Genomic DNA, 13,507 nt, shown 5'->3' on the forward strand with positions numbered 1-13,507 from the left:
AAAACATCTCAGTTGTATTTTATTATGGATGGGGCATATCTGTGAGAGCGGATATGCCCCGTTTTCTGTTGTGGACGGCTTTGAAAAAATCGGGTATAGTAAAAGAAAAAGGAGGATGCCGGAATGAAAGTATTAAACTACGGATCATTAAACTATGACTATGTATATGAAGTGGATCATATCAACAAACCGGGAGAAACTCAGAGCTGTCAGGCAAGGAATGTGTTCTGCGGCGGCAAAGGACTGAATCAGTCGGTTGCGCTGGCGCGCGCCGGGGTTTTGGTATATCAGGGCGGATTGATCGGGGAGGACGGACAGTTGTTTTTAGATATCTGCCGGGAAAACGGAATTGACACATCTTATCTTGGAAGAACGGAGGGACCCTGTGGACATGCAGTCATTCAGCTGGATAAAAATGGGGAAAACAGCATTATGATTTATGGAGGAGCGAATCAGAAACAGACACCGGAGCATATCGCTCAGGTGCTGGAGAATTTCGGAGAGGGTGATATTTTATTGCTGCAGAATGAAGTGAATGGCTTGAAAGATCTGATCGATCAGGCGTGGAAACGACAGATGAAGATTATCCTGAATCCTTCTCCATGGAATGACGTATTGAAAGAGTGCGATCTGAAGAAAGTAAGTATTTTCCTGATCAACGAAGTAGAGGGGGAACAGATAACAGGGAAACAGAAACCGGAAGAGATATTAGAGGAAATGGAACGATTTTATCCGGATGCTCAGACGGTCCTGACTCTTGGAAGCCAGGGAGCCATATGGCAGGGAGAAGGACGGCAGATCAGGCAGGAGGCTTATCCGGTGAAGACGGTAGATACTACGGCGGCAGGAGATACCTTTACCGGATATTTTATTGCAGGACTTACTGAAAATATACCAATGGAAGAGAATCTGAACCGGGCAGCCAGGGCATCTGCCATTGCGGTTTCCAGAATGGGAGCAGCGCCCTCTATTCCGCTGCGAAGGGAAGTGGAAAGCTGGACAAACTTTTAAAGAAAACATATAATATCATTTTGCAGAACAGAAAAGGAGGATGGAAAAATGTGGACCAGGAGTGAATTAAAGCAGAGAGGAAAAAGCGCTTTTCTCAGGAATTATGGAATTACGGTTCTTGTTACATTGATTTTGGGATTTCTGACAGGAGAATTATCAGGAAACAGTATAAGCAATGGCGCCAGAGATGTTATAACGGAGAATGATGGAGATATCATGGCTCTGGCAAGTTATGTGTGGCTTTTGATTTTTGGGATCGGCCTTATCATAGCTCTGATCGGTATTCTGGTAAAGATTTTTATTGGAAATCTGATTGAGATCGGAGCCATGCGGTTTTATGAGGAAAACAGCAGCCGCAAAACATCACTGGGAGTGATTCTTTCCGGATTCCGTCAGGGTTCTTATGGAAAGAATGTGCTGACATTGTTTTTAAGGGATCTTTACCGGGTGCTGTGGACATTTCTGCTGATTATACCGGGAATTGTGAAAAGCTATGAATATTCCATGATTTCCTATATTCTGGCGGAGAATCCGGAAATTTCCCGCCGGAGGGCTTTTGAGATCAGCCGGGAGATGATGCGTGGTGAAAAATGGAGTGCATTCGTGCTGGATCTGTCATTTATCGGATGGAATTTTCTGAGCGTGATTACGTTTGGAATTGTGGGACTGCTGTATTCCAGACCATATTTAAAATCAACCTGGGTGGAACTTTACAAAGTAAACCGGGAAAAAGTACTGGGAAATGGAAGCGCATCCATAGAGGAACTGCCAGGAGTCGATGTGGATGTTGTAGAATAAGAAAGAAACAGAGGATTCTGCGAAGCGCGGAATCCTCTTTCTTTATTTGATAACCGGACAAAGGCATGATATAATGAACGTCAAGGCATATGCCGGTCTCTGGACGGGCAGAATTTGCCATGGACAAATGAGAGAAAACAAGATACAGAATCGCAGTTATATTTAAGGAGTGTAAAATGGGAAAATATTTTGGAACAGACGGTTTTCGAGGAGAAGCAAATATAAATCTGACAGTAGAACACGCATACAAAGTAGGACGATATCTTGGATGGTATTTTAACCAGAAGACATCCAGGGCGAAGATCGTCATTGGCAAAGATACAAGAAGAAGCAGCTATATGTTTGAGAATGCTTTGGTTGCCGGGCTGACAGCTTCCGGGGCAGATGCTTATATGCTGTATGTAACAACAACACCGAGTGTGGCTTATGTAGTCCGTACGGAGCAGTTTGACTGCGGAATTATGATTTCTGCCAGCCATAATCCATATTATGACAATGGTATTAAGCTGATCAATGCCAGGGGTCATAAGATGGAAGCTGAGGTGGAAGCGAAAGTAGAAGCTTATATTGACGGTGAAACGGAAGAAATCCCATTTGCCACGAAAAAAGAAATCGGACGGGCAAGAGATTATACAGCAGGAAGAAACCATTACATCGGATATCTGATTTCTTCTGCAACTCGTTCTTTCAAAGGAATGAAAGTCGGACTGGACTGTGCCAATGGAAGTTCTTTTGCCATTGCGGAAAATGTATTTAACGCTCTTGGAGCGGAGACTCATGTAATTAACAATGAGCCGGACGGAACGAATATTAACACCAACTGCGGTTCTACGCATATTGAGATTTTAAGAGGATATGTAAAAGAGAATCATCTGGATGTGGGATTTGCCTATGACGGTGACGCAGACCGGTGCATCGCAGTCGATGAAAACGGGCAGGTTGTAGATGGAGATCTGATCCTCTATGTATGCGGACAGTATCTGAAAAAACATGGGGAGTTAAATAATAATACGATCGTTACGACAGTCATGTCAAATCTCGGATTGTATAAAGCGCTGGATGCGGCAGGAATTTCCTATGAAAAGACGGCGGTAGGAGATAAATATGTAAACGAAAACATGGTAAAGAATGGGCATGCTCTGGGCGGTGAGCAGTCCGGACATATTATTTTCAGCAAATATGCCACAACAGGAGATGGAATCCTGACATCTTTGAAGATCATGGAAGCGATCATTGAACAGAAGCAGACACTGGGACATCTGGTAGAAGCAGTAAAAATTTATCCTCAGATTCTGGAAAATGTTCGTGTGTATGATAAAAAGAAAGCGCAGGAAGATCCTGATGTACAGGCAGCTGTAGCTGAAGTGGAAAAAGAGCTGGGAGATGAAGGAAGAATTCTGGTTCGTGAAAGCGGAACGGAGCCGCTGGTTCGTGTTATGGTAGAGGCTAAGAGTCATGAAATCTGCCGTGATAAAGTGGATAAAGTGGTGAAGGTTCTGAGACAGAAAGGACATGTTGTCGAATAATTTATGGGGAAATTATATGCGGATATTATAATAGATATTTCTCATGAGGCACTGGATCGGGTATTTAGCTACAAAGTGCCTTTTTCCTTACGGGAAGAGATTCAGATCGGGCAGCAGGTGGCGGTTCCTTTTGGAAGGGGCAATCACGAGCGGAAGGGATTTGTTGTCGGTTTTTCAGATAAGACAGATTATGAGGAAGATAAGGTAAAAGAAATTATCAGAATCGAGCCGGGAGGAGTGACAGCGGAATCCAGGATGCTGAATCTGGCATACTGGATACGGGAGCATTATGGGTCTACCATGATCCAGGCGCTCAGGACGGTCCTTCCGGTACAGGAAAAGATGAACCGGAAGTCCAGCCGCTGGATTGAGCTGAAGATCGATCCGGTGCATGGCCCGGCGCTTCTGGAAGAATATTTCGGAAGACATTATACGGCAAAGGCCAGGCTTCTGGCGGCGCTTCTGGATCAGAACAGGATTTCCTGGGATCAGGCCTCTCACCAGCTGAAAATCTCTAAAAGCACGGTAGACGCCATGGTGAGAGAAGATGTAATCCGGGTGGTGACTGAGTATTATTACCGCAATCCAAATCAGGAAATGATCAGCCGGGAGGCACCGGTTCCTCTGAATCAGGAACAGCAGGATCTGATCGATGAGTTCCGGCAGGATCTGATGAGGGAAGAACATAAAGTATATCTGCTCCACGGAGTTACAGGAAGCGGGAAGACAGAGGTTTATCTGGCGGCCATTGAAGAAGTGATAAAAAGAGGAGAACAGGCCATTGTTCTGATCCCGGAGATTGCCCTGACGTATCAGACAGTTCAGAGATTCACGAAACGGTTTGGAGACCGGGTTTCTATTTTGAATTCCCGTCTGTCCAAAGGAGAAAAATACGATCAGTGGCTGAGAGCAAAACAGGGAGATGTGGATGTGATCATAGGTCCCAGGTCGGCTTTGTTTGTGCCCTTTCCAAATCTTGGGCTGATCGTCATTGATGAGGAACATGAGAGCAGTTACAAAAGTGAACAGACGCCGAAATATCACGCCAGAGAAACGGCGATCCAGAAGGCTTCCATGGAGGGCGCTTCGGTGATCCTGGGATCTGCGACGCCGTCTGTAGAAAGTTATAAAAATGCCCTGGAAGGCCGATACTGTCTGTGGGAGCTGACGAAACGGGCTCAGAACGCAGTGCTGCCGCGTGTATATATTGAAGATCTGAGGGAAGAATTGAAAGCAGGAAATCGAAGCATTTTCAGCAGAAAGCTCCGGCAGCTGATGGAAGACCGTCTGGCAAAGGGAGAACAGATGATGCTGTTTTTAAACCGGAGAGGATATGCAGGATTTGTATCCTGCAGAAGCTGCGGTCATGTGATGGAATGCCCTCATTGTGATGTGTCTATGACCTATCACCGGGAGGGTATGTTAAAGTGTCACTACTGCGGATATGAACTGCCGATGCCAAAGACCTGTCCTGAATGCGGGAGTCCTTATATCGGAACCTTCGGACTGGGAACCCAGAAAGTGGAATCGGCCATTTATAAGGAGTTTCCTCAGGCCAGAGTGCTGCGAATGGATATGGATACTACGAGAAAAAAGCACAGTTATGAAGAAATTTTAAAAGCCTTTTCAAAAGGAGAAGCCGATATCCTTGTGGGAACGCAGATGATCGTAAAAGGGCATGATTATGCCAATGTGACACTGGTAGGCATTTTAGCGGCAGATCTGTCGCTGCATGCCAATGATTACAGAGCCGGTGAGCGTACGTTTCAGCTGCTGACTCAGGCGGCAGGAAGAGCCGGGCGTGGAGACAAAGGCGGGGAAGTGGTCATTCAGACATATTCTCCGGAACACTACAGTATCGTTGCGGCGGCAAAGCAGGATTACAAGGAGTTTTATCAGCAGGAAATTGGATATCGTTCTTTAATGAAATATCCTCCGGTATGGCAGATGCTGGTAATCTTTTTTTCCGGCAGACAGGAGGAAGAGGTCAGAGATCTGTCACAAAAAGCGGCGGATATTCTGAAACGGATGGAATTTCTTGTAATCGGACCGGGTGAGGCGTCACTTGCCAGGATGAAAGATCAGTACCGACGTGTCATCTATATCAAAGACGCGGATTATCAGAATCTGATCCGGGCGAAAGATGAAATAGAACGGTGGCTGGAACAGCAGGATGAGAAAAGAAATATATTAGTTAATTTTGATTTTAACCCGATGAACAGTTATTAAAGGAATAAAGGAGAAAAAAATGGCAATTCGAAAAATACGTGTAATGGGCGATGAAGTCCTTCGCAAAACTTCAAAAGAAGTAAAGGAAATGACGCCCAGACTGAAAACTCTGGTAGGCGATATGTTTGATACGATGTATGAGGCAATGGGAGTCGGCCTTGCGGCTCCTCAGGTAGGAATTTTAAAGAGAATCGTTGTGATCGATACTTATGAAGAAGGAGAAAGATTTGTCCTTGTAAATCCGGTGATCACGGAGAGAGACGGTGAACAGATCGGGGATGAAGGGTGCTTAAGCCTTCCGGGAAAGACTGCCATAGTAAAACGCCCGAATCATGTCATTTGTCAGGCTTATAATGAAAACATGGAGCCGATTACTGTAGAGGGAGAAGGACTTCTTGCAAGAGCGATCTGTCATGAACTGGATCATCTGGATGGAATTCTTTATCCGGATGTGGCGGAAGAACCAGTGCGTGATGTGACATATGAAGAAGGTGAGTAAGATGAAAGTTGTATTTATGGGAACTCCGGAGTTTGCGGTGCCGACACTGCAGGCGCTGATCGATCACCATCAGGTGGCGGCAGTAGTCACACAGCCGGACCGTCAGAGGGGCAGAGGAAAAAAAGTACAGTTTTCTCCGGTGAAGGAAAAAGCTGCAGAATATAAGATTCCGGTGCTTCAGCCGGAGAAGGCCAGAGACGAAGAATTTATCCAAGAACTGGAGACTATCGCTCCGGATGTAATTGTTGTGGTAGCGTATGGACAGATTCTGCCGGAACGTATTTTAAATCTTCCAAAGTATGGATGCATCAATGTCCATGGATCCCTTCTTCCAAAATACAGAGGAGCGGCTCCGATTCAGTGGGCTGTGCTGAATGGAGAAGAAAAAACAGGGATTACCACCATGTATATGGAAAAAGGACTGGATACAGGCGATATGATCGATAAAGCGGAGGTTGTGCTGGATCCGAAAGAAACGGCAGGAAGCCTTCACGATAAGCTGATGAATCTGGGAGCAGATCTGCTGCTGGAAACATTAGATAAATTGGAAAAGGGAACGATCGTAAGGACGAAACAGGATGACAGTCAGAGCTGTTACGCGAAGATGCTCAGCAAGGAAATGGGAAGAATGGATTTCTCCAGGTCTGCGAAGGAACTGGAACAGTGGATCCGGGGAATGAACCCATGGCCAAGCGCTTATACGACAATGAATGGAAAGACACTGAAGATCTGGGATGCGGATGTCGTTTCTTATGAAGGAAGCGAAGAACCGGGAACTGTCGTAAAAGTAACAAAAGACACGATCATAGTTGCCGCAGGAGAAGGAGCCCTTGCTTTAAAGGAAATCCAGCTGGCAGGAAAGAAGCGGATGCCGGTACAGGCGTTTCTGCTTGGAAGTTCCGTGGAAACAGGAATCAGGTTAGGAGATTAAGATGGAAAATCCAAGAGAACAGGCACTGGATGTCCTGATTAAAGTAGATAAAAAGGAAGAATTGTCCCATATTATTATCGGAAATGTGCTGGAGAAATATCAGCTGTCTCCGAAGAGAGACCGGGCGTTTTTTACCCGTCTGACAGAGGGAACTCTGGAACGTTTGATCACCATTGACTATGTCATCGATCAGTTTTCCAGGACGAAGCTTCGAAAATGCAGGCCGCTGATCCGCAGCCTCCTTCGGATGGGGACATATCAGATCTTGTATATGGATCAGGTGCCGGATTCCGCAGCATGCAACGAGGCAGTAAAACTGGCAAAAAAACGGGGATTTTCCAGGCTGTCCGGGTTTGTCAACGGTGTTTTAAGAAATATCAGCCGGAACAAAGACCACATTGCCTGGCCGGATCAAAACAAAGATAAAAATGTCTGGCTTTCAGTAAAATATTCCATGCCGGTCTGGCTCATTGAGTTTTTCCGGGAGACCTATGATGCAGAGACAGTGGAAAAGATGGCGGCATCTTTTCTGGAAGAGAAAGAGACGACTCTTTGCTGCCTGAAAACTCGAGGAGGCAGAGAACCTGTAAAAAAGGAATTTTTAGAAGAAGGAATTCATGTGAGAGATGGAATTTTATGTGACGAAGCTCTGAAAATTTCCGGGTACGATTCTCTTTACCGGCTGTCAGCTTTTCGGGAAGGAAAGTGTTTTGTTCAGGATGAAAGTTCCATGCTGGCGGCATCTTTGGCTGGAGCCAGAGCAGGACAGACAGTCCTGGATCTGTGCAGCGCTCCGGGCGGGAAAGCCATGTATATGGCGGATCAGATGAACGGAGAGGGCATTGTGATTGCCAGAGATCTGACTGAAGAAAAGACAGATCTGATTGAAGAAAATATTGAGCGGACAGAACTTGAAAATATCCGCGTGGAAGCAGCAGACGCCAGAGAACAGGATAAGGATATGCTGGAAAAAGCAGATGTTGTGCTGGCGGACCTGCCATGCTCCGGTCTTGGCATCATGGGAAGGAAAAATGACATTAAGTACAACGCAGACAGAGAGCAGATGAAAGAACTTGCCATTCTGCAGAAAAAAATCCTGAAAAATGCGGCGTCCTATGTAAAACCGGGAGGTGTGCTGCTGTACAGCACCTGTACGATCAATCCAGAGGAAAATGAAGAGAATTTCCGGTGGATCCGGGAAGAATCCGGATTTGAGCCGGAAGATTTAAGACCTTTGCTGCCGGCGGATCTGAAGTCTGATACGGCACAGGATGGATATCTTCAGCTGCTGCCGGGGATCCATCCATGTGATGGATTTTTTATAGGAAAACTAAGGAGAGTGTAAGATGGATTTAAAATCAATGACTTTAGAGGAGTTAGAGGAATGTATGGTATCCCTTCAGGAACCAAAATTCCGGGCAAAACAGCTCTATGAGTGGATGCACAGGCATCTGGCGTTTTCCTGGGATGAAATGGGGAATCTTCCGAAAAAACTGAAGGAAAAACTCCAGAATCAGGGATATGTCATGCATGGGGTAAAGAAAGCAGACTGCTTTATTTCAAAGCTGGACGGAACACGGAAATATCTGTTTGAACTTTATGATGGAAATATAATCGAAAGTGTCCTTATGAAGTACAAGCATGGGAATTCAGTCTGTATTTCATCCCAGGCCGGATGCCGGATGGGATGTAAGTTCTGCGCGTCTACCCTTGGCGGACTGGATCGGAATCTGGAGCCGTCCGAAATGTTAAGTCAGATTTATTTTATTCAGAAGGATACAGGGGAAAGAGTGTCCAATGTCGTTATGATGGGAACGGGAGAACCAATGGACAATTATGAAAATGTCCTTCGGTTTCTGGAACTGATCACTTCTGAAAAAGGGTTACATATCAGTCAGAGGAATGTGACGATTTCCACTTGTGGAATCGTGCCGAAGATCCGGGATCTGGCGCAGGAGCATCTTCAGATTACGCTGGCAATTTCACTTCATGCGCCGAATGATGAGAAGCGGAGGGAACTGATGCCGATCGCGAAAAAATACTCAATGGAGGAACTTCTGGACGCCTGCAGATATTATTTTCATGAGACCAGGCGCAGGATGACGTTTGAGTACAGTCTGGTGGCGGGAGTAAACGACCAGCCGGAAAACGCCAGAGAACTGTGCGGCAGGCTGAAAGGATTTCCATGTCATGTAAACCTGATTCCGGTCAATCCGATCAAGGAAAGGAATTATCGTCAGTCTTTACCGGAATCAATCATGGAATTTAAAAAGATACTTGAAAAAAACTGTGTAAATGTTACGATAAGAAGAGAGATGGGCGCAGACATCAATGCCGCCTGCGGACAGCTGAGGCGAACGAAACTACAATCTGTAAAGTAAAGGAGTACAAATATGCGATCCGTTGGAGAGTCACATATTGGAAAGGTCAGATCAGAAAACCAGGATACGATTTTCTTAAGCGACCAGCCAGTAGGCAAATTTGAGAATCTATATATTGTAGCGGATGGCATGGGAGGCCATCGGGCGGGAGGATATGCGTCTTCTTATGCGGTAAGCCGGTTTGTGGACTTACTGCGCGAATCAGAGGAAGAAGATAAGATCGAATCCATGAAGGCAGCGATTGCCATTGTAAATCAGGAGATACTGGAGAAATGCAGGCATGATTCTACCTATGCGGGAATGGGAACAACCATTGTCGCAGCCACCGTTTCCGGGTCATGGATTACAGTTATGAATATTGGAGACAGCAGACTTTATTATGGAGCAAGGAATTTAGAGCAGATCACCGTGGATCATTCCTATGTAGAGGAACTGGTGCAGGCAGGCGCTCTGCGCAGAGACCAGAGCAGGCTCCATCCGAAAAAGAACTTAATAACCAGAGCAGTAGGAGCGCCATCTGCAGAGCCGGATTTCTTTCAGTTCCAGGCTCAGGATGGTTATTTGCTTTTGTGCAGTGACGGTTTGACGAATATGATAGCAGATGATGAATTGAAAGAACTTCTTTTAGATCACAGCCAGCTGGAAAACAAAGCAAGTCAGATGATCGCCCGCGCCAATGAGTATGGCGGACGGGATAATATATCGCTGGTCATTGTGGAATTAAAGAGATGAGGTGAAAACAGGTGTTAGAGATTGGAGAAATTCTCGGCGGCCGTTATGAAATCCTGAAAAGAATCGGATCAGGTGGAATGGCCGATGTATATATGGCAATAGACCAGAAACTGAATCGAAAAGTAGCAGTTAAAGTACTGAAACCAGAATATGTAGATGATGAAAAATTCCTGAAAAAATTTCAGACGGAGGCACAGGCAATCGCAAGCCTGACGCATCCGAATATTGTAAACATTTATGATGTCGGAGTAGAAGACGGGGTCAATTATATTGTAATGGAACTTGCCGGCGGGATTACCCTGAAAGAGTATATCAAAAGGAAAGGGAGGCTGTCACCGCAGGAGACCGTAGATATTTCCCTGCAGATTGCCTCTGCGCTTTCCCATGCCCATAATCATCATATTATCCATCGGGATATCAAACCGCAGAATATCCTGATTTCCGATGACGGCATGATCAAAGTAACGGATTTCGGGATCGCAAAGGCGGCCAATGCCAATACGGTAACTTCCACCGCCACGGCCATCGGATCGGTGCATTATATTTCTCCGGAGCAGGCCAAAGGACGGTTTTGTGATGAAAAGAGTGATATTTATTCCCTGGGAATCACGATGTATGAGATGGTAACCGGAAGAGTTCCATTCGACCATGAAAATGGAGTTACCATTGCCCTGATGCATCTTCAGAATGAGATCACTCCGCCAAGTGAGATCACGGAGGGAATTCCGGACAGCTTAGAGAAGATCATTTTAAAATGCGTGATGAAAAAACCGGAGGAACGGTATCAGACAGCAGATGAACTGATCGAAGATCTGAAACTGGTATTTCAGGATACCTCCGGAGACTATGTGGGATTTGCCCCTGTAGTGGATGATTCCCCGACGATCCTGGTAGATCAGGATGAACTTCAGCAGAAAGAAGAAGAGGAAAAAGAAAAAACAGGGGAACTGGATCCGGGTGAGGAAAACGGTTATCTGGCGGAAGATGATGATGAAGATGAGGGAATGAATTCCAAGATTGAGAAACTGATCATCGTCCTTGCGGCGGTAGTCGGCGCGATCATTTTGATTGCAGTGATCACTTTTGTTGTGAGAAGTTCAGGTCTGTTTCGGTCTGGAGATGAGGCTTCCACAGAACAGATCACAACGTCCAGTTCAGATTCTGAAGAGGAAACAGACGATAAATATCAGGTTCCAAATGTAGTGGGAATGTCATTAAGCCAGGCAAAAGAAGCCATTGGAGATAATCTTAAGATCGAAACGAAGACCCAGGCGTCATCCAGCTACAAATCAGGACTTGTCATCAGACAGAGTCTGGAGAGTGATTCAGAGGTAGAAAAAGGAGACACCATTACGCTGACAGTCAGCAGCGGGGAGCCTAAAACAAAAACAACGATTCCAAATGTCAAGGGACAGAGCCAGTCTTCAGCAACCAGGACACTGCAGAGCGCCGGATTTAAGGTCAGTGTGAAAACTGCCTACAGTTCCAGCGTATCAGAAGGAAATGTAATTTCCCAGTCACCGTCCAGCGGATCCAAGGCATCTTCCGGTGCTACGGTTACGATCACGGTCAGCAGCGGCAGTGAACAGGTAACAGTTCCGAACCTGTCTTACTATACGGAATCCGAGGCAAGACAGCAACTTAGGAACATGGGGCTTACATTAGGAAGCGTCACAAGAAAATATGACAACAATGTAGAGAAGAATCAGGTGATCAGTCAGTCCATTTCTTCAGGAACGAAAGTTTCCAAGGGAACCGCAGTAGGAATTACCATCAGTCTTGGAAGCCGTCCGTCTACAACGACGACCGATGAGGAAGAACCGGATGAAGAAGAGCCGGATGAGAATGAATAGCAGGAGCGTTAAAGTCGAATGCAGGGAAAGATAATAAAAGGAATCGCCGGGTTTTATGATGTGGCGGCCGGGAACACCATCTATCGGTGCCGGGCAAAAGGAATTTTCCGCAATCAGAAGGTAAAACCCCTGGTGGGAGACTGGGTGGAAATTGAAATACTGGATGAAAAGGACCGGGAAGGGAATCTGACCGGAATCCTTCCCCGGACGAATGAACTGATTCGTCCGGCGGTAGCAAATGTCGATCAGGCCATTGTCGTGTTCGCGGCGAAGAATCCAAAACCGAATTATAATCTGCTGGACCGGTTTTTGATGACCATGGAAAAACAGGGAATTCCGGTCATTGTATGTTTTAACAAAAAGGATCTGGTAAAAGAAAAAGAACTGGCACAGCTGGAAAGCATTTATGAGCAGTGCGGACACCAGGTTATATTTATCAGCGCCAGAGAAGGAAACGGGATCGATGAGATACGGGATTTGATCCGGGGAAAGACAACGGTTCTGGCAGGCCCTTCCGGTGTCGGGAAATCATCGCTGATGAATCAGCTGAATCCGGATGCCAATATGGAAGTCGGAGCCGTCAGCAGGAAGATTCAGAGAGGACGGCATACGACCAGGCATTCTGAACTGATTATGATCGAGGAAGGAACGTTTGTGCTGGATACTCCGGGCTTTAGTTCTCTGTTTATCGATCGATTTGAGGAAGATGAAGTCAAAGACTATTTTCAGGAATTTGCTCCTTATGCGGAACAGTGCCGGTTCCAGGGATGCAGCCATACTCACGAACCGGACTGCGGGGTAAAGAAAGCCCTGGAGGAAGGCAGAATCAGCAGAATACGTTATGAAAATTATGTAAACATATATCAAGAACTGAAAGAAAAGAGAAAGTGGTAATGAAGATATTAATACTGACAGGCGGAGACTTTGATCCGGTCTTCGCCTCATCTTATATTAAAACATGGAAACCAGACAAAGTCATTGCGGCAGACCGGGGGCTTCTTCGGGCAGATCAGCTGGGCATTCAGCCGGATGCGATCCTGGGGGATTTTGACAGCTGCAGCCGGGACGTCATGGACCGGTTTGCCACAGAAGATAAACTTCTGGTGCCCTGTGAAAAAGACGATACAGATACAGGGCTTGCCATGCAGAAAGCGGTTTTCATGGGAGCGGATGAGGTTTTAGTGATAGGAGCTTCCGGAACCCGGCTGGATCATGTGCTGGGGAATATCGGACAGCTTGTGTATGCCTTTCGCAATGGCGTGAAGGCACAGATGGCAGACGGGCACAATCGGATTACTGTTCTGGAACATAATCATAAGATTGAAAAAGAGCAGCAGTTCGGCCAATATATTTCCCTGATCCCTCTTTATGAGGCAAAGGGAGTGACGCTCAGCGGGTTTAAATATCCGCTGAACGAAGACACCCTGGTATTCCATGAATCCTGGGGCATCAGCAATGAGCTGGTGGAAAAATGCGGAGAAATCCGTTTCCGGTCCGGAACTTTATTGATGATAGAGAGCCGTGACTAGAAAGACTGAAAAGAATGT

General features: G+C 46.0%; 12 protein-coding genes. All 12 read left to right on the plus strand.

All coding sequences use genetic code 11. The annotated features are described in order from the left end of the window. Positions 1–123: 123 nt before the first annotated feature. The 12 genes from JMF81_RS11465 to JMF81_RS11520 all read left to right on the plus strand — a co-directional run bounded on the left by JMF81_RS11465 (position 124) and on the right by JMF81_RS11520 (position 13,489). Positions 124–1,011 (plus strand): ribokinase, encoded by an 888-nt coding sequence (locus JMF81_RS11465; protein WP_201311584.1) that lies wholly within the window; start codon positions 124–126, stop codon positions 1,009–1,011. A gap of 48 nt (positions 1,012–1,059) precedes the next feature. Beyond that, the gene (locus tag JMF81_RS11470; protein WP_201311585.1) at positions 1,060–1,809 is read left to right on the plus strand and encodes a DUF975 family protein; all 750 of its coding nucleotides are present in this window, start codon (positions 1,060–1,062) and stop codon (positions 1,807–1,809) included. A gap of 176 nt (positions 1,810–1,985) precedes the next feature. Beyond that, on the plus strand, positions 1,986–3,335 hold the full coding sequence (glmM, locus tag JMF81_RS11475; protein ID WP_201311586.1) for a phosphoglucosamine mutase: 1,350 nt from the start codon (positions 1,986–1,988) through the stop codon (positions 3,333–3,335). A 3-nt stretch (positions 3,336–3,338) separates the two neighbouring features. Further along, positions 3,339–5,564 carry a replication restart helicase PriA gene (priA, locus tag JMF81_RS11480; RefSeq protein ID WP_201311587.1) on the plus strand — a complete coding sequence of 742 codons (2,226 nt, stop codon included), beginning with the start codon at positions 3,339–3,341 and terminating at the stop codon, positions 5,562–5,564. Between the two features lie 19 nt (positions 5,565–5,583). Beyond that, positions 5,584–6,063 (plus strand): peptide deformylase, encoded by a 480-nt coding sequence (gene def / locus JMF81_RS11485; RefSeq protein WP_201311588.1) that lies wholly within the window; start codon positions 5,584–5,586, stop codon positions 6,061–6,063. Between the two features lies 1 nt (position 6,064). Next, on the plus strand, positions 6,065–6,994 hold the full coding sequence (gene fmt, locus JMF81_RS11490) for a methionyl-tRNA formyltransferase (RefSeq protein ID WP_201311589.1): 930 nt from the start codon (positions 6,065–6,067) through the stop codon (positions 6,992–6,994). 1 nt (position 6,995) lies between these two features. Then, the gene (gene rsmB / locus JMF81_RS11495) at positions 6,996–8,339 is read left to right on the plus strand and encodes a 16S rRNA (cytosine(967)-C(5))-methyltransferase RsmB (RefSeq protein WP_201311590.1); all 1,344 of its coding nucleotides are present in this window, start codon (positions 6,996–6,998) and stop codon (positions 8,337–8,339) included. Between the two features lies 1 nt (position 8,340). Continuing rightward, positions 8,341–9,375, plus strand: a complete 1,035-nt coding sequence (rlmN, locus tag JMF81_RS11500; RefSeq protein ID WP_201311591.1) for a 23S rRNA (adenine(2503)-C(2))-methyltransferase RlmN — start codon at positions 8,341–8,343, stop codon at positions 9,373–9,375. Positions 9,376–9,387: 12 nt separating this feature from the next. Then, positions 9,388–10,107, plus strand: coding sequence for a Stp1/IreP family PP2C-type Ser/Thr phosphatase (locus JMF81_RS11505; protein WP_201311592.1), 720 nt, complete (start codon positions 9,388–9,390; stop codon positions 10,105–10,107). An 11-nt stretch (positions 10,108–10,118) separates the two neighbouring features. Further along, entirely contained in the window at positions 10,119–11,960 is a 1,842-nt protein-coding gene (pknB, locus tag JMF81_RS11510; protein WP_201311593.1) for a Stk1 family PASTA domain-containing Ser/Thr kinase, read from the plus strand. 18 nt (positions 11,961–11,978) lie between these two features. Further along, positions 11,979–12,854: a ribosome small subunit-dependent GTPase A gene (gene rsgA, locus JMF81_RS11515; protein ID WP_201311594.1), complete on the plus strand. Its 876-nt coding sequence runs from the start codon at positions 11,979–11,981 to the stop codon at positions 12,852–12,854. Then, positions 12,854–13,489: a thiamine diphosphokinase gene (locus tag JMF81_RS11520; RefSeq protein WP_243282622.1), complete on the plus strand. Its 636-nt coding sequence runs from the start codon at positions 12,854–12,856 to the stop codon at positions 13,487–13,489. The genes rsgA and JMF81_RS11520 overlap by 1 nt, the downstream gene beginning before the upstream one ends. Positions 13,490–13,507: the final 18 nt, after the last annotated feature.

Source organism: Anaerostipes butyraticus (assembly GCF_016586355.1).
GTDB classification, from domain to species: Bacteria; Bacillota; Clostridia; order Lachnospirales; family Lachnospiraceae; genus Anaerostipes; species Anaerostipes butyraticus.